Below are 16,341 nucleotides of genomic sequence, written 5' to 3'. Positions count from 1 at the left end.
CACCCCGCCCCCGGTCCGACACCGGCCCTGGACCGGCACCCCGCCCCCGGTCSGGGTGCCGTCGCACACCCGGGCCCCGGTGGTCAGTCGCGGTGCTCCCAGATCCCCTCGCTGCCCACCCCGACGAACCCGACGGCCTCGTTGACGTCGAGCATCGGCCGGTTCTCCTCGGCGTTGAACGTGATGATCGACGGCCGACCGGGGTGGTCCCGCTCCACGGTCTCGATCCCCACGACCTTGAGCAGCCACCCGAGCCGGTGCCCGCGGTGCTCGCGCAGCACGAGCGTGTCCCACTGCATGACGGCTCGGGACGGGTCGTGCGGCACCTTGAGCTGGCTGAAACCGGCCAGGGTGGTGCTCGCGACGTGCTCGACGGCGATCGTCAGCATCGCGTGGGGCCCGCCGGCGAGCTGCTCCTCGGACTCGCGCACGCGGTCGGCGGTCCAGACGTCCTCGGGCTCCGCCATGTCGCCCGAGGGGGCGTCGGTGCTCATCCGGGTGTGCAGGACCGCGACCCCGTCGAGCCACGCGTCCGGTGTGCGGTCGGTCCACGTGTGCACGCGGTACCCGGGCCCGGCGGCGGCCGCAGCGCGGTCGTGCAGGGCGCGCACGACGGACCGGTCGGCGGGGAGCCCGAGCCGACTGATCCGGTTCACCTGTCCGAAGTGCCAGCCGCGGCCGGTCAGGAACCGCACCCCGGCCTCGTCCTCGGGGACCGCGCCGAAGCCCGTCGGCGCCGGGACGAACCCCGGGCCCGTCGCGGGACCGACCTGGCGGGAGACCGCGTACGTCTTGCGCTGCGTGCGGCCCTCGGCCCGGGCGATCCCCTCGATGTGGTCGGCGAGCAGCGTCCCGATCCCGCGGCGCTGCCGGTCCGGCCGGACCCCGACCGCGATCCAGCAGTTCGTCGTGCCGGGCTCAGACTTCGTGTCGTACGAGCCCGACCCGACGACCGAGCCGTCCGGGTCGCGCACGACGAACAGGCGGCTCGGCGACCCGGGCTCGTGGCACATCGGCAGGTACTCGGCCGGCTTCCAGGACAGCTCGGTGAGTCCGTGCACCGCGACCTCGGCGGCGTCGGAGACGGCCAGCCAGTCGCAGAACGCGCGGACGCGCTCCGGGTCGTCGTCCATCGTCGTCGGGACGACGAGTTCCTCGACGACTGTTCCCTGCTCGGTCATGGTGCCCCCGCTGTCGGCCGGTCGGACGGCCGTCCTCCGCCACCCGGTGGGCAGCCGACCACCATACCGACGCCGCACCGCCTGCCGCTAGGCTTCCACCCGTGCTGCTCTCCGACCGCGACATCACCGCCCAGCTCGCTGCAGGCCGGATCGGCCTCGACCCGTACGACGGCTCGCTCGTGCAGCCGTCGAGCATCGACGTCCGGCTCGACAAGTTCTTCCGGCTGTTCGACAACCACAAGTACCCGCACATCGACCCCGCGGTCGACCAGCCCGACCTGACCCGCCTGGTCGAGACCGACCCGGACGAGGCGTTCGTCCTGCACCCGGGGGAGTTCGTCCTCGGCTCGACGTTCGAGGTCGTGACGCTGCCCGACGACATCGCCGCACGGCTCGAGGGCAAGAGCTCGCTCGGGCGCCTGGGCCTGCTCACCCACTCGACGGCGGGCTTCATCGACCCGGGCTTCTCCGGCCACGTCACGCTCGAGCTGTCGAACGTCGCGACGCTGCCGATCAAGCTCTGGCCCGGGATGAAGATCGGACAGCTGTGCTTCTTCCAGCTGTCGAGCCCGGCCGACAAGCCCTACGGCTCCGCCGAGTACCAGTCGCGCTACCAGGGGCAGCGCGGGCCGACTCCCTCCCGGTCGGCCATGAACTTCCACCGCGCGGACGTCTCGCAGCGCGACCACTGACCGCGGGATCCGCACGGACGGGGTTCGAGCGACCCCCGCGTCCTCGTCATCTGGAGACGCTGGACGAACCGTTCCACCGTATGTGACATTCCGTGTACGGTGGCGGCATGGCCCCAGCTCCATCCCGTGTCCCGGTCGACGCGTCCCAGCTGCTCCGCCACGCCCGACGGCGAGCGGGACTGACACAGGTGCAGCTCGCCGAGCGGGCCGGGGTGACCCAGAGCGTCATCAGCACATACGAGAACGGGCGTCGCGAGCCCTCCCTGGCGGCGCTGCAGCGGCTGCTCCACGCCGCGGGTTTCGACGCGGTGGTCGACCTCCGGCCGGCGCCGGCCGAGCCCTCGCTCCGCGACCGCCTCGCCGCCGTCCGGGACGACCTGCTGGCCGTCGTGGCCGAGTGCGGGGCGTCGAACCCCCGCCTGTTCGGCAGCGTCGCGCGCGGTGAGGACGGACCCGGCAGCGACGTCGACCTCATGGTCGACCTGCCGCCCGACTCGGGCATCTTCTGCCTGCTCCGGATCCAGGACGCCGCGGAGCGCCTGCTCGGCGTGCGCGTCGACGTCGCGGACGCCGCCGGGCTGCGTGGCTCGGCCCTCCGCGAGGCCGTGCCGCTGTGAGGAGCAGGCGCGGTCACGTTGGCGGTGCGGTCCCGCGGGAACTCGCAGACCGGCTGGACGACGTCGTCCGGGCGTGCGACGCGGTCCTGCGACACGTCGCCGACCCGACGCTGCCCGAGGAACTCGTGCACGACGCCGTGCGGATGCGCCTGGTCGAGGTCGGCGAGGCCGTCCGCAGCCTGCCGCCGTCGGTCACGGCCGGCGAGCCCTCGATCCCGTGGTCGCGCGTCGCCTCGCTGGGGGAGCGCCTGACCCGCCGGTACTTCGACACCACCCCGGCGATCGTCTCCGGGACGGCCCGCACCGACGTCCCGACGCTCCGCGACGCGGTGCGACGTCTCCGCGCCGCGCACTGCGCGTCGGCTGCGGGGGCCGACCCGACCGGCTGACGGACGGGAGGCCCGTGGCGGCCCCGCCCCGCGCCTCCCGTCCGGTGGACCGACGGAGAGGAGGCCCGTGGCGGCCCGGCCCCGCGCCTCCCGTCCGCCCCGCCCTGCACCGACCGCGCGCGCCCGTCGGACGGGACCACCCGCGGAACGCGGGACGGCCCCGTCTCGCCGAGGCGAGACGGGGCCGTCCAGTGGTGCGGTGCTGCGGAGCGGGTGTCAGCCCTGCTTCGCGAGGTCCTCGAGGGTGCTGTTGCCCTTGTAGGCCTCGACAGCGTTCTCCTTGGTGACCAGGACCGGGGTGAGCTCGACGGCCGGCACGATCTTCTTGCCGTTGTCGTTGTTCTTGTCCTCCTTCGTCTCCGGCTTCTTGCCGTCGGCGAGGTCGGACACCAGGTCGATGGCCGCCTGGGCCTCTTCGGTGGTGTTCTTGTAGATGGTCGAGTACTGCTTGCCCTGCATGATCAGCGGGATCGAGGCGGTCTCGGAGTCCTGACCGGTGACGATCGGGTTCGGCTTGCCGGCCGCGGCGGTCGCGGTCAGGATCGCACGGGCGAGGGTGTCGTTCGGCGACAGGACGCCGTCGAGCTCGGTGTTCGTGTACGACTTCGTCAGGATGTCGGTCATGCGCGACTGGGCGTTCTGCGCGAGCCAGCCCTGCGTGTTGGTCTCCGAGAAGCTGGTGCGACCCGAGACGACCTTGACGGTGCCGTCGTCGATCTTCGGCTGGAGCACGTCCATGGCGCCGTTGAAGAAGACCTTCGCGTTGGCGTCGTCGGGCGAGCCGGAGAAGAGCTCGATGTTGTACGGGCCGTTCGGCTTCTTGGCCTTCATGCCGTCGAGCAGGGCCTGGGCCTGGAGCTGGCCGACCTTGAAGTTGTTGAACGCGACGTAGTAGTCGACGTTCTCGGTGTTCAGGATGTTGCGGTCCCAGGCGATGACGACGGCGCCGGACTTCTTGGCGGCGGCGACCTGCGTGCCGAGCTGCGAGCCGTCGGCCGCACCGATGATGATGGCCTTCGCACCCTTGGTGACCATCGACTGGATCTGCGCCTGCTGGTCGGGGACCGGGTTGCCGGCGTTCGCGTACTGGATGTCCGACTTGAAGCCGGCGTCCTTGATCGACTTCTCGAACGCGGCACCTGCGAGGACCCAGTTCTGCGAGGTCTTGGCGGGGAGCGCGACGCCGATGAGGGCGCCCTTCTCGATCTTCACGTTCGACGCGCCGTCGGACGAGCCGGAACCGGAGTCGTTGCCACGAGCCGAGCAGCCGCTGAGGGCGAGGCCCGCGACCAGTGCCAGACCGATGCCGGCGATGAGCTTCTTGCGCATGAGATTGCTTTCTCTTCGTTGAGGAGTGGTGCTGTGTGGTGAGGGATCGTGCGGCCGGCCACCGGGGTGGCCGACCGCCACGCGTTACTGGATGTTGACCTTCTCCGGCTGGTCCTCGATGGACCGCGGCTGCTGGGCGGCCACCGTGTTCTGCTCGGTGTCCTTCCGCTGGAACTGCTTCAACATCCCGCCGATCAGGGACGGACGGCCCTGCGACTTCGAGTAGACGTCGAAGGCGACGGCGACGAGGAGGACGAGACCGCGGATGATCTGCACCTTGTTGGACTCGAGGCCCACCAGGGAGAGACCGTTGGACAGGAGCGCCATCACGAGGCCACCGATGATCGACCCGGAGATCGTGCCGATACCACCCGCGACCGCGGCGCCACCGACGAACACGGCGGCGATCGCGTCGAGCTCCCAGCCGGTGCCGTCGGCGGGGCCTGAGGCGCCCGAGTAGCCGACGAAGACCATGCCGGCGATCGCGGCGAGGATCGACATGTTCATCATGACGAAGAAGTTGACCTTCTTCGCGCTGACACCGGACAGGACCGCGGCGTTGGCGTTGCCACCGACGGCGTAGACCTGGCGACCGAAGATCGTGTTCTTGGTGAGGAAGCCGTACAGGATCGTCAGGACACCGAGGATGATCGCGACGATCGGGATCGACGTGCCCGCGGGGCCGTGGCCGAACAGGTACGTGGCGACGAGGGTGACGGCGACGAGGATGCCCGTGCGGACGATCGAGACCCAGAGCGGGACGACCTCGGCCTGCATCTTCTTGCGACGCTGGCGGCCGCGGAACTCGAGGAAGACGAGCACGAGGCACGTGATGATGCCGAGGATGACCGTGCCGTTCGAGAACCCGAAGTCCGGGCCGAAGTCGGGCAGGTAGCCCGAGCCGATCTGTGCGTAGTCGTCCGGCACCGGCTGCGAGGTCGAGTTGCCGATGATCTGGTTCGCACCGCGGAAGATGAGCTGGCCGGCCAGGGTCACGATGAAGGCCGGGACCTTCACGAACGCCACCCAGAAGCCCTGCCACGCACCGACCGCCGCACCGACCGCGAGGCCGAGCAGGATCGCCGCCCACGCCGGGAAGTGCCACTGCGCCATCGACTGCGCCACGATGATGCCCGTGAACGCGGCGACCGAGCCGACCGACAGGTCGATGTGGCCTGCGATGATCACCATGACCATCCCCAGCGCGAGGATGAGGATGTAGGAGTACTGCAGGAACACGTTGATGATGTTCGTGGGCTCGAGGATGAGCCCCTTCGTGAGCACGGAGAAGATCACCAGGATCGCGACGAGCGCGATGATCATGCCGTACTGGCCGATGCTGTTGCCCTTGCCGAACAGCAGTTTCAGGTTCTTCATGAGACGGTGGCGCCCTTCCGCGCGGAGGTCATGCTGCGCATGAGCGTTTCTGGATCGGCCTGGTCTGCGGGGACGTCAGCCGTGATCTGGCCCTCGAAGATCGTGTAGATCCGGTCGGAGAGGCCGAGGAGTTCGGGGAGCTCGGAGGAGATGAGGATGATGCCCTTCCCCTGTGCCGCGAGCTGCTGGATGATGCCGTAGATCTCGAACTTCGCACCGACGTCGATGCCGCGGGTGGGCTCGTCGAGGATGAGCAGGTCGGGGTCCGTGAACATCCACTTGGACAGGACGACCTTCTGCTGGTTCCCGCCGGAGAGCTTGCCGACGTTGTCCTCGACCGAGGGCACCTTCGTGCGGAGCATCTTGCGGTACTTCTCGGCGACGTCGTACTCCTGCAGGGAGTCGACGACACCGCCCTTCGAGATCTTCGGCAGGTCGGCGGAGACCGTCGAGCGCTTCACGGTGTCGAGCAGGTTCAGGCCGAGCGCCTTGCGGTCCTCGGAGACGTACGCGAGACCGTTCGCGATCGCCTGCTGGACGTTCGTGATCTTGACCTCGCGGCCGTCCTTGATGATCTGGCCGTCGAGGAAGGTGCCGTACGAGCGACCGAAGATGCTCATCGCGAGCTCGGTGCGGCCGGCGCCCATCAGGCCCGCGAAGCCGACGATCTCGCCGCGGCGCACGTGGAAGTTCGAGCCCTTGGCGACGAGGCGGGAGGAGTCCTGCGGGTGCTGGACGGTCCAGTTCCTGACCTCGAAGAAGACCTCGCCGATCTTCGGCGTGCGGTCCGGGAAGCGGCTCTCGAGCGAGCGGCCGACCATCCCGCGGATGATGCGGTCCTCGTTGACGCCCTCGCCCTTGACGTTGAGGGTCTCGATCGCCTTGCCGTCACGGATGATCGTGATCTCGTCGGCGATCTGCTCGATCTCGTTCAGCTTGTGGCTGATGATGATGCTCGCGATGCCCTTGGACTTCAGGCCGACGATGAGGTCGAGCAGGTGCTGCGAGTCGTTCTCGTTCAGGGCCGCGGTCGGCTCGTCGAGGATGAGGAGCTTGACGTCCTTGTGCAGGGCCTTGGCGATCTCGACGAGCTGCTGCTTGCCGACACCGAGGTTCTTGATCTGCGTGTCCGGGTCCTCGTCGAGGCCGACGCGGGCGAGCAGGTCCTGGGCGCGCAGCTGGGCGGCAGTCCAGTCGATGACGCCGAAGCGACCCGGCTCGTTGCCGAGGAACAGGTTCTCGGTGATCGACAGCTCGGGGATGAGCGCGAGCTCCTGGTGGATGATGACGATGCCGGCCTGCTCGGACTGCTTGATGTCCTTGAAGCGGACCTCGTCGCCCTCGTAGACGATCTCGCCGCTGTAGGTGCCGTACGGGTAGACGCCCGACAGCACCTTCATGAGGGTCGACTTGCCGGCGCCGTTCTCGCCGCAGATCGCGTGGATCTCGCCGGCGCGGACGCTGAGCGACACGTCCGAGAGCGCCTTCACACCAGGGAACTCCTTGGTGATCGAACGCATCTCGAGCAGGGTCTCGGCGCTGGTGACGGACCTGGTTGCCAGGTCCGGTCCCTGTGGGGTTGACGCCACGGTGCATCTCCTTCTGCCGCTGCAGTGCGGCAGTCCTTCGGGTGGTGAGGAAGCGGCATTGGGGGCGCAGGAGACCTGCGTGGACCCCGTTGTCGCGTCCGGTGCCCGCCCTGGCCGGCCCGGTGGGCCGGGATGTGACGGTCATGTGACCGTTCACATCGGCGGAACGGAGGTAATTTACGCACAGCGCCGAGGGGGCTGTCAATTCGGTTGGGTCGCGTTTCTGTAACGGCCCGCGCGATCCGGCGGAAGCCGCGCGGGTCCGGCCCCCGAGGTGGGGGCACGGGAGGCGCGGCGCGGCCCGGTCGCGCGCCCGTCGGCCCGCCACGGGGCGGACGGGAGGCGCGGTGCGGCCCCGCCACGGGCCTCCCGTCCCGACGCGGTCGCGTCAGCGGCGGCGCGGTGCGCCGGTCGACCCGCGCACGACGAGCTGCGGGACGAGGTCCACCGGCCGGAGCGCCTGCTCTGCGGCGGGGAGCAGCAGCTCGACGCAGCGACGGCCGAGCTCGGGGAAGTCGACCTGCACGGTGGTGAGCGGCGGCCAGAGGTGCTTCGCCTCCGGGATGTCGTCGTACCCGACGACCGACAGGTCGCCGGGGACGTCGAGGCCGTAGGAGCGGGCCGCGTGCATGACCCCGAGCGCCATCGCGTCGTTCGAGCAGAAGATCGCCGTGCAGTCCCGGTACCGCAGCAGCTCACGCCCCGCGTGGTAGCCGAAGTCCGCGGTCCAGTCGCCCAGGATCGGTGGGACGACGGGCATGTCGCGGTCGCTCATCTCGCGCAGGAACCCCTGCATGCGGGCCTCGGCCTCGATCCAGTCGCGCGGGCCCGCGATGTGCCGGACGTACTCGTGCCCGAGGTCGAGCAGGTGCGCGGTCGCGAGCCGGGCCCCCTCCATCTGGTCGACGAACAGGGTCGTCGGGCCGTCACCGACGCTCGTCCGCAGCGCCACGTACGGCGTGCGCATGCCGAGTTCCTCGATGAGGTCGAACACGCGCTGCTGGGGCGCGATGACGATGATGCCCTCGACGTCCTGGTCGAGCAGGTGCCCGAGACCGTCCCGGACCGCCGCGTCCGTCGCGTCGGCGATGTTCGACGTGGTCACCGAGTACCCGCGCGACACCGCCGCGTCCTCGATGGCCTGCATGGTCGCGGCCGGGCCGTAGTGCGAGCGCTGTGCCGTGAGGACGCCGATCGTGTGCGTCCGGCTCGTGACCAGCGCCCGCGCGGCGCGGTTCGGCCGGTACTGCAGCTGCTCCATCGCCGCGAGCACCTTGTCCCGGGTCTCGGCACGGATCGCGTCGGAGTTGTTGAGCACCCGCGAGACGGTCTGGTGCGAGACGCCGGCGACCCGCGCGACGTCGCGGATGCTGGGCGATCGCGGTTGCTGTGTCCGCGGTGACGCCATCGTTGCTCTCTCCCGCTCGGGGCCGTGGCACCTCGATGTGCACGTTCACATTCCGAGCCAGATCATTATGCACGGGAGTCGGCTGCGCGCCACCCGACCCCGGCCGACGCCGTCAGCGGGACGCGCCCGGGGCGCACGCACGGGAGGGTCGAGGCGGGACCGCCACGACCCTCCCGTTCGTCGACGTCGTCAGCGCGTGACGTGCAGTCCCTGGCGCTCGAGCTCGGCGAGCTGCCACCCGAGCCACGGGCTCCACGCGAAGGGCGCACCCGCGACGGACTCGCGCAGCGCCTCCTCGGAGACCCACGCGTACTCGGCGACCTCGTCGTCCGCGGGGGCCGGCACGTCGTCGGTCACGGCGCGGAACACCGGGCAGACCTCGTTCTCGACGATGCCGGAGGCGTCCACCGCGCGGTACCGGAAGTCGGGCAGGACGAGCTCGACGTCGCGGACGGTGATGCCGAGCTCACGGGATGCACGGCGGGCGACGGCGTCCTCGAACGCCTCGTCCGGGCCGGGGTGCCCGCAGAACGTGTTGGTCCACACGCCGGGCCAGGTCTTCTTGCTCAGGGCGCGGCGGGTCACGAGGACCTCACCCGCGGTGTTCCGCACGTGGCACGAGAACGCGAGGTGGAGCGGCGTGTCGGTCGTGTGCACCGCGAACTTGTCCGCCGTGCCGACCGGGGTACGGTCATCTGCCAACAGGACGACGGTTTCCGGGAAAGTGTTCATCTGCACCGATAGATTAGGCCAATGAGCGAGGAAGCGGCCACCGTGGCCCAGATCGACCTCGCGCTGGTCGACGAATGCATCGAACGCTTCTTCGCGGTGTCGTCGGCCCGCGCGCAGCGGTTCGGCCGACCGTCCGAGGAACTCTGGCGAGTCCTCCGCAAGGCGAGCATGGGCGGCAAGCGGTTCCGCCCCCGCATGGTGCTGACCGCCTACGGCTTCCTCGGCGGCACCGACGACCACGCCGCGGCCAACGTCGCCGCGGCGTACGAACTCCTGCACACCGCCCTCGTGGTGCACGACGACGTCATCGACCGCGACTGGTCCCGTCGTGGGCAGCCGAACGTCGCCGGGGCGTTCCGCGACACCGGGACCACGGGTGGCCTGGCCCTGCCGACCGCCGAGCACCGCGGGGTGAGCGCGGCCGTCATCGCCGGTGACCTCGCCCTCGTCGCCGCCGCCCGGTTCATCGAGGCGTCCGGCGTCACCGGGGAGCGACGCTCCCGTCTGCTCGAGATCCTCGACGACGCGGTGTTCGCGAGCGCCGCGGGCGAGATGACCGACGTCGACCTCGCGCACGGCGTGATGCCCTCCGTCGACGAGGTCCTCGCGATGGAGCGCGCGAAGACGAGCGTGTACTCGTTCGAGGCACCGCTGCAGTCCGGCGCCGTGCTCGCCGGGGCCTCCGACGAGGTGGTCGAGGCCCTCGGTGCGTTCGGCCGCGAGATCGGCATCGCGTACCAGATCGTCGACGACCTGCTCGGGGTCTACGGCGACGAGACCGCGACCGGCAAGTCCGTCCTCGGCGACCTGCGCGAGGGCAAGCGGACCATGCTCATCGCGTACGCCGCGACCACCGACTGCTGGGACGACATCGCGCCGTACCTCGGCGACCCGGGCCTCACCGAGGAGCGCGCCGCCGAACTCCGTGCCACCCTGGAGACCTGCGGCGCCCGATCGGCTGCCGAGTCCCGGATCGCCGAGCACGCGGCCCTCGCCCGTGCCGAGCTCGCAGCCCTGCCCTACGACCTCGCCGACCGCCTGGAGGCACTCGTGACCGAACTGCTGGAGCGCGTGCGGTGACCCAGACCGCACCACCGCGTCTGCCCCTCTACGACGCGACGGCCGAGGCTGCGTCCGGGGTCGTCATCGAGCGCTACTCGACCTCGTTCGGCCTGGCCAGCCGCCTGCTCACCAAGGACACGCGGGAGCACATCCGCAACGTCTACGCCCTCGTGCGCGTCGCCGACGAGGTCGTCGACGGCCCCGCGACCGAGGCCGGGCTCGACCACGACCTCGCCCGCACGGTCCTCGACGAGCTCGAGACCGACACCGAGCGCGCGATGGCGCACGGGTTCTCGGTGAACCCCGTCGTGCACGCCTTCGCCCGGACCGCCCGCACCACGGGCTTCGGTCCCGAGCTGACGCAGCCGTTCTTCGCGTCGATGCGGATGGACCTCGAGCGCACCGAGCACGACCAGGCCTCGTTCGACCGGTACGTGTACGGCTCGGCCGAGGTCGTCGGCCTGATGTGCCTCCGCGCGTTCGTGCACCGTGCCGGACGACCGACCTTCGACGACACCGTGCTCGTGGACGGCGCGCGGGCCCTCGGCGCAGCATTCCAGAAGGTCAACTTCCTCCGCGACCTGCACGCCGACTTCGAGGTGCTCGGTCGCTCGTACTTCCCGGGGGTCGACATCCGCTCGTTCGACGAGGCGACGAAGCACCGCCTGGTCGCCGACGTGCAGGCCGACCTCGACCGCGCCGCCCTGACCGTGCCGCTGCTGCCGGCCGACGCGCGCAAGGCCGTCGGGCTCGCGCACGCGCTGTTCCAGGAGCTCAACGACCGCATCGCGGCGACCCCGGCGGACCGTCTGGTCACCAGCCGGGTCCGGGTGCCGAACCCGGTCAAGGCGCGGCTGGCCGCGCAGGTGCTCGCCGGACGCGCGCCGCTCGCGTCCCGGGCTGCCCACCACCGGACGGGAGGCGCGCGATGACCCCGCCACGTGCCTCCAGGCCGACCGCACCCACCCGTCGCCGCACGGTGCCGGCCCGACGCGTCGTCGTCATCGGCGGCGGGATCAGCGGACTGGCGTCCGCCGCGCTGCTCGCGCGGGACGGCTACGCCGTCACCGTGCTCGAGCAGCGCGACCAGCTCGGCGGTCGCGCCGGCTCGTGGGAGCGCGACGGCTTCCGGTTCGACACCGGCCCGTCCTGGTACCTCATGCCCGAGGTGTTCGACCACTTCTTCCAGCTGCTCGGCACGTCCGCCGCTGCCGAGATGGACCTCGTGAAGCTCGACCCGGGGTACCGCGTGTACTCCGAGGGACACGACGAGCCGATCGACCTGCTCGCCGACCGCGAGGCGAACATCGCGCTGTTCGAGTCGATCGAGCCCGGTGCCGGCGAACGGATGCGGGCGTACCTCGACTCCGCCGAGGACACCTACGCGATGGCCGTGCGTCGGTTCCTGTACACGACGTTCCAGGACCTCACGAAGCTCGCCGCGCCCGACGTGCTGCGGCGGCTCCCGAAGCTCGCCCGACTGCTGCTCCAGCCGCTGTCGACCTTCGCGTCGAAGGCCGTGCGGGACCGGCGGCTCTGGCAGGTCCTCGGCTACCCGGCGGTGTTCCTCGGCACGAGCCCGTACGCGGCGCCGAGCATGTACCACCTGATGAGCCACCTCGACCTGGCCGACGGGGTGCTCTACCCGAAGGGCGGCATCACCGAGGTGATCGCCGCGGTCGAGCGCGTCGCCCGGCGCGAGGGCGTCACGATCGCCACGGAGTCGCCGGTCGAGCGGATCCTCGTCGAGGACGGCCACGTCACCGGCGTCGTGCACCGCGACGCTTCCGGGGAGCGCCACACCGTGCCGGCCGACCTCGTGGTGAGCGCCTCCGACCTGCACCACACCGAGCTGCACCTGCTCGACGCCGAGCACCGCAGCTACCCCGAGGCGCACTGGCAGAAGCGCGACCCGGGGCCGAGCGCCGTGCTCGCGTACCTCGGCGTCGACGGTCCCGTGCCCGGGCTGCTGCACCACACCCTCGTCTTCACCGAGGACTGGGAGGCCAACTTCGGCGCGATCTTCGGCAAGGACCGGCACGTGCCGGACCCGGCGTCGATCTACGTCTGCGCCCCCTCGCTGACCGACGACACCGTCGCGCCCGAGGGCACGAGCAACCTGTTCGTGCTCGTCCCGCTCCCCGCCGACCTGTCCATCGGCAAGGGCGGCATCGACGGGGCCGGCGACGCCGAGGTCGAGCGGATCGCCGACCGCGCGATCGACGTCATCGCCGAGCGCGCCGGTGTGCCCGACCTCCGCGACCGCATCCGGGTCCGCCGCACGATCGGGCCGCAGGACTTCGCCGACGACTACAACGCCTGGAGCGGCTCGATGCTCGGGCCGGCGCACACCCTGGCGCAGAGCGCGTTCTTCCGCGAGAAGAACGTGTCGAAGAAGGTCGACGGCCTGTACTACGCCGGTGCCTCGACGACCCCGGGCATCGGGCTGCCGATGTGCCTGATCAGCGCCGAGGTGCTGCTCAAGCGGATCCACGGCGACACGAGCACGGAGCCGTTGCCGACCCCGCTGCCGTCGCCCGTGGGTGCGGCGCGGACCACGGACTGATGCCGGGGGTCTACCTCGCCGGGCTCGTGGTGTCGATCGTCGGCGTGGCCGTGCTCGACGCGCGCCACCGCCTGTTCTTCTGGCGGGCGCCGTGGCGCGCGGCCGCGGTGATGGCCGTCGGCCTCGCGTTCTTCCTGGTGTGGGACGCGGCCGGGGTCGCCCTCGGGATCTTCTTCATCGGCCAGCAGGACCTGCTGACCGGGGTCCTGCTCGCACCGGAGGTGCCGCTCGAGGAGCTCTTCTTCCTGGTGCTGCTCTGCTGGACGACGATGGACCTGGTCGGGGCGGTCCGCCCGGTGCTCGAGCACCGTGCGGCCCGGAGGCGCGCAGCGGTGGACGCACCGGCCCCGGCAGCGCCCGGCGCCTCCACCCGGGGTCGCTCGTGAGCGGCACCGGCACCGCGACCTACGCCCTGCTCGCCCTGCCGTTCTTCGCCGCCGTGGCGGTCGTCGCGGTCCTCGCCGGGGTCGTCGCCGCCCGTCGCGCCCGGGCTGCGGGACGACGGTCGTCGGCCGGGCCTCGGGTGGCCGTGGTGACGTCGGTGGTCGTCGGCGTCGTGCTGGTCGCGATGACGATGGTGTTCGACAACGTCATCGTCGCGCTCCGGGTCGTGGCCTACGACTGGTCGCTCGTGTGGGGTGCGAGGATCGGGGTGATCCCGGTCGAGGACCTGGCCTACTCGGTCGCCGCGGTCGTGCTGCTGCCGAGCCTGTGGGTGCTGTTCGACCGGACCGGCGCGCACGACCGCACCGCCGCACGCGACCGGACGGGCGCGCACGACCGGACCGCCCCACGCGACCGGACGGGCGCGCACGACCGGACCGATCCGCGCCCCGCGCCCGACCCGACCACCCCGCGAGCCGAGGACCCCGAGTGAACGCCACCACCGCCTCCCGTCCGTCGACGCTGCGCGCGCTCTTCGTGTCCTCCCGGCCGATCAGCTGGGTGAACACCGCCTACCCGTTCGGTGCCGCCTACCTGCTCGGCAGCGGGGTCGGCGTCGCGGGCGGCGGCGGGTTCTCGCTCGTCGCGTTCCTCGTCGGCGTCGTGTACTTCCTCGTGCCCTACAATCTGGCGATGTACGGGATCAACGACGTCTTCGACTACGAGTCCGACCTGCGCAACCCGCGCAAGGGCGGCGTCGAGGGGGCCCTGCTCGACAAGAGCGTGCACCGCGCGACGCTGTGGGCCGTGGTCGTGACGAACGTGCCGTTCCTCGTCGCGCTCGTCGTGCTCGGCGCGCTCAGCGGCAACGGTCCGTGGTCGTGGTTCGTCCTGGCGATCAGTGTGTTCGCGGTGGTCGCGTACTCGGCGCCGGGCCTGCGGTTCAAGGAGAAGCCCTTCCTCGACTCGCTCACCTCGTCGACGCACTTCGTGTCGCCGGCGCTGTACGGCCTCGCGCTCGCCGGACCGCACTGGACCGGGCAGCTCGTCGCCGTGTGCGTCGCGTTCTTCCTGTGGGGCGTGGCCTCGCACGCGTTCGGTGCCGTGCAGGACGTGCTGGCCGACCGGGCCGGGGGCATCGGGTCCGTGGCGACGGTGATCGGTGCGCGCGCGACCGTGCGCCTGGCGTTCGCCGCCTACCTGGTGGCCGGGGTCGTGCTGCTGTTCTCGGCGTTCCCGGGGCCGATCGCCGCCGTCGTGGTGGTGCCGTACGCGCTCAACGTGCTGCCGTGGTGGAACGTCACCGATGCCGGGGCCGAGGCGGCGAACGCGGGGTGGAAGCGCTTCCTCTGGATCAACTACCTCGCGGGGTTCATCGTCACGATGGCGCTCATCGTCTACACCTTCACGCACTGACGCGGGCGCCCGCGTGCCGCGCGCTCGCGCTCGCCCCCGGTGCGGATGGAGCAGGAAACGTCGGGTCGACCCCACGCACCCGACGTCTTCTGCTCCATCGCCGGACCCGCCCGACGCCCGGCGCGCCCGTCCCGCCTGCGCCCCGGCACCCGCGGCCCTGACAGACTGGTCGGACGCGCCGCGGGAGTCGTGGCGCACCGCAGTCACGAAGGAGTGCCCGCATGACGGTCCGCATCATCCACGTCGGTCTCGGAGGCTGGGGCGGCAACTGGGCCCGCGCCGCCGTCCCGCAGGTCAGCGAGGTGGAGGTGGTCGGGCTCGTCGACCCGAGCGCGGCGACCCTCGAGGCCGTCCGCGCCGACCTCGGCATGCCGGCCGGCAGCGCGTTCGCGTCCCTCACCGAGGCGCTCGCCGCGGTCGAGGCGGACGCCGTGCTCATCACCGCGCCGGCCGTCACGCACGTGCCGCTCGCCCTCGAGGCCCTCGACGCCGGCAAGCACGTCCTCGTCGAGAAGCCCTTCGCGAACTCCACCGAGGAGGCACTCCGGGCCGTCCGCCGCGCCGAGGAGCTCGGGCTCGTGCTCCAGGTCAGCCAGAACTACCGCTGGTACCCCGCACCCCGCGTGGTGCAGGAGCTGCTCGAGGCCGACGCCGTGGGCGAGATCGCCTCGATCGACGTCGACTTCCGGCAGTGGGACAACGACGAGCCCGCGGAGACCTACCCGCACTACCGGTTCCCGCACCCGATGATCAACGACATGGCGATCCACCACTTCGACCTGATGCGGATGATCACCGGACGCGAGGCCGTGCGCGTCTACGCCCGCTCCTCGTACCCGTCGTACAGCAAGTACCAGGACGAGGCGATCACCTCGATGGTCATCGAGCTCGAGGGCGGCCTCGTCGTGAGCTACCGCGGCAGCTGGCTGTCCCGGGCGCCGCGCACCGCGTGGGCCGGCGAGTGGAGCATCCAGGGCGAGGACGGCGAGCTCTGGTTCACGAGCCGTGACGGGTCGCCGAGCGAGGTCGCGGGGGACCGGGTGACGCTCCGGACCGACCAGGACGCCGAGGCCGAGGTGGTCGAGCTTCCGACCATGCAGCACACGGACCGCCAGGGCGGGCTGCAGGCGTTCGCGCGCTCGGTCGAGGGCGGCCCGGCACCGGAGACGAGCGGGCGCGACAACCTGCGCAGCCTCGCCGTGATGGAGGCCGCTGGTCGCTCGGCGGTGTCGGGCGTCCCGGAGGACGTCGTCCTGCCCGAGTAGCGCGCGCCCGACCCGGCCCGCCGGCGTGCTCGGCGGGACCGGGCGTACCGGGTCGTTCCGTCCGGTCAGGGATGCCCGGTTCTGGCAGGGACGCTCGGTTCCACCAGGTGTCGCGGGCGCTCCGGCAGGGAGCGCGCACCAGGGTTCGTGGCGACGGACGGGAGGCGCGGTGCGGGCCCGCACCGCGCCTCCCGTCCGTCGCCGCCCACCACCAGGGCCGCGCTCGCCTCCCGGAACGCGCTCGTGTCCGCCGCGTGCCGCGTGCCGCGTGCCGCGTGCCGCGCCAGCCGCGTGCCGCGTGCCGCGTGCCGCGCCAGCCGCGTGCCGCGTACCG

The 16,341-nt window shown here is 71.4% G+C and carries 16 protein-coding genes; 10 read left to right on the top strand and 6 right to left on the bottom strand.

Features of this window, described 5'->3' with window-relative positions:
* Positions 1-83 precede the first annotated feature (83 nt).
* Complete coding sequence (locus BEP24_RS13405) at positions 84-1,181, bottom strand: GNAT family N-acetyltransferase (protein ID WP_065964216.1); 1,098 nt, start codon at positions 1,179-1,181, stop codon at positions 84-86.
* Between the two features lie 101 nt (positions 1,182-1,282).
* Between BEP24_RS13405 and dcd the strand changes: the two genes are divergently transcribed.
* From dcd to BEP24_RS13390, 3 genes are all read left to right on the top strand, one after another.
* Complete coding sequence (dcd, locus tag BEP24_RS13400) at positions 1,283-1,873, top strand: dCTP deaminase (protein ID WP_065964215.1); 591 nt, start codon at positions 1,283-1,285, stop codon at positions 1,871-1,873.
* Positions 1,874-1,980: 107 nt separating this feature from the next.
* Positions 1,981-2,490, top strand: coding sequence for an XRE family transcriptional regulator (locus BEP24_RS13395; protein WP_216093143.1), 510 nt, complete (start codon positions 1,981-1,983; stop codon positions 2,488-2,490).
* The gene (locus tag BEP24_RS13390) at positions 2,487-2,879 is read left to right on the top strand and encodes a HepT-like ribonuclease domain-containing protein (RefSeq protein WP_065964213.1); all 393 of its coding nucleotides are present in this window, start codon (positions 2,487-2,489) and stop codon (positions 2,877-2,879) included. The genes BEP24_RS13395 and BEP24_RS13390 overlap by 4 nt, the downstream gene beginning before the upstream one ends.
* A gap of 216 nt (positions 2,880-3,095) precedes the next feature.
* Here the strand turns inward: BEP24_RS13390 and BEP24_RS13385 are convergent, their stop codons facing one another.
* From BEP24_RS13385 to idi, 5 genes are all read right to left on the bottom strand, one after another.
* Positions 3,096-4,208: a sugar-binding protein gene (locus BEP24_RS13385; RefSeq protein ID WP_065964211.1), complete on the bottom strand. Its 1,113-nt coding sequence runs from the start codon at positions 4,206-4,208 to the stop codon at positions 3,096-3,098.
* Between the two features lie 84 nt (positions 4,209-4,292).
* Positions 4,293-5,585 (bottom strand): multiple monosaccharide ABC transporter permease, encoded by a 1,293-nt coding sequence (gene mmsB / locus BEP24_RS13380; RefSeq protein WP_065964209.1) that lies wholly within the window; start codon positions 5,583-5,585, stop codon positions 4,293-4,295.
* A complete protein-coding gene (gene mmsA / locus BEP24_RS13375) occupies positions 5,582-7,105 on the bottom strand; it encodes a multiple monosaccharide ABC transporter ATP-binding protein (RefSeq protein ID WP_065964207.1) in 1,524 nt (507 codons plus the stop codon). Before mmsA ends, mmsB begins: the two co-directional genes overlap by 4 nt.
* Before the next feature lie 457 nt (positions 7,106-7,562).
* Positions 7,563-8,582, bottom strand: coding sequence for a LacI family DNA-binding transcriptional regulator (locus BEP24_RS13370; RefSeq protein WP_065964205.1), 1,020 nt, complete (start codon positions 8,580-8,582; stop codon positions 7,563-7,565).
* A 189-nt stretch (positions 8,583-8,771) separates the two neighbouring features.
* Positions 8,772-9,314 (bottom strand): isopentenyl-diphosphate Delta-isomerase, encoded by a 543-nt coding sequence (idi, locus tag BEP24_RS13365; protein ID WP_065964218.1) that lies wholly within the window; start codon positions 9,312-9,314, stop codon positions 8,772-8,774.
* Between the two features lie 21 nt (positions 9,315-9,335).
* On the opposite strand from idi, the gene BEP24_RS13360 reads away from it, so the two are divergent.
* From BEP24_RS13360 to BEP24_RS13330, 7 genes are all read left to right on the top strand, one after another.
* Positions 9,336-10,394: a polyprenyl synthetase family protein gene (locus tag BEP24_RS13360; RefSeq protein WP_065964204.1), complete on the top strand. Its 1,059-nt coding sequence runs from the start codon at positions 9,336-9,338 to the stop codon at positions 10,392-10,394.
* Positions 10,391-11,308 carry a phytoene/squalene synthase family protein gene (locus BEP24_RS17680; RefSeq protein WP_065964203.1) on the top strand — a complete coding sequence of 306 codons (918 nt, stop codon included), beginning with the start codon at positions 10,391-10,393 and terminating at the stop codon, positions 11,306-11,308. The genes BEP24_RS13360 and BEP24_RS17680 overlap by 4 nt, the downstream gene beginning before the upstream one ends.
* Complete coding sequence (gene crtI / locus BEP24_RS17675; protein ID WP_083230364.1) at positions 11,305-12,942, top strand: phytoene desaturase family protein; 1,638 nt, start codon at positions 11,305-11,307, stop codon at positions 12,940-12,942. Before BEP24_RS17680 ends, crtI begins: the two co-directional genes overlap by 4 nt.
* Positions 12,942-13,328 (top strand): lycopene cyclase domain-containing protein, encoded by a 387-nt coding sequence (locus BEP24_RS13345; protein ID WP_065964197.1) that lies wholly within the window; start codon positions 12,942-12,944, stop codon positions 13,326-13,328. The genes crtI and BEP24_RS13345 overlap by 1 nt, the downstream gene beginning before the upstream one ends.
* Positions 13,325-13,819: a hypothetical protein gene (locus BEP24_RS13340; protein ID WP_065964196.1), complete on the top strand. Its 495-nt coding sequence runs from the start codon at positions 13,325-13,327 to the stop codon at positions 13,817-13,819. The genes BEP24_RS13345 and BEP24_RS13340 overlap by 4 nt, the downstream gene beginning before the upstream one ends.
* Entirely contained in the window at positions 13,816-14,742 is a 927-nt protein-coding gene (locus BEP24_RS13335) for a prenyltransferase (RefSeq protein WP_065964191.1), read from the top strand. The genes BEP24_RS13340 and BEP24_RS13335 overlap by 4 nt, the downstream gene beginning before the upstream one ends.
* Positions 14,743-14,963: 221 nt before the next feature.
* The gene (locus BEP24_RS13330) at positions 14,964-16,007 is read left to right on the top strand and encodes a Gfo/Idh/MocA family oxidoreductase (protein ID WP_065964190.1); all 1,044 of its coding nucleotides are present in this window, start codon (positions 14,964-14,966) and stop codon (positions 16,005-16,007) included.
* The last annotated feature ends 334 nt before the right edge of the window (positions 16,008-16,341 follow it).

The organism is Curtobacterium sp. UCD-KPL2560, assembly GCF_001705035.1.
Classification (GTDB): Bacteria; Actinomycetota; Actinomycetes; order Actinomycetales; family Microbacteriaceae; genus Curtobacterium.
The sequence above is the reverse complement of the archived record's forward strand: the minus strand, read 5'-3'. Positions and strand labels throughout refer to the sequence as shown.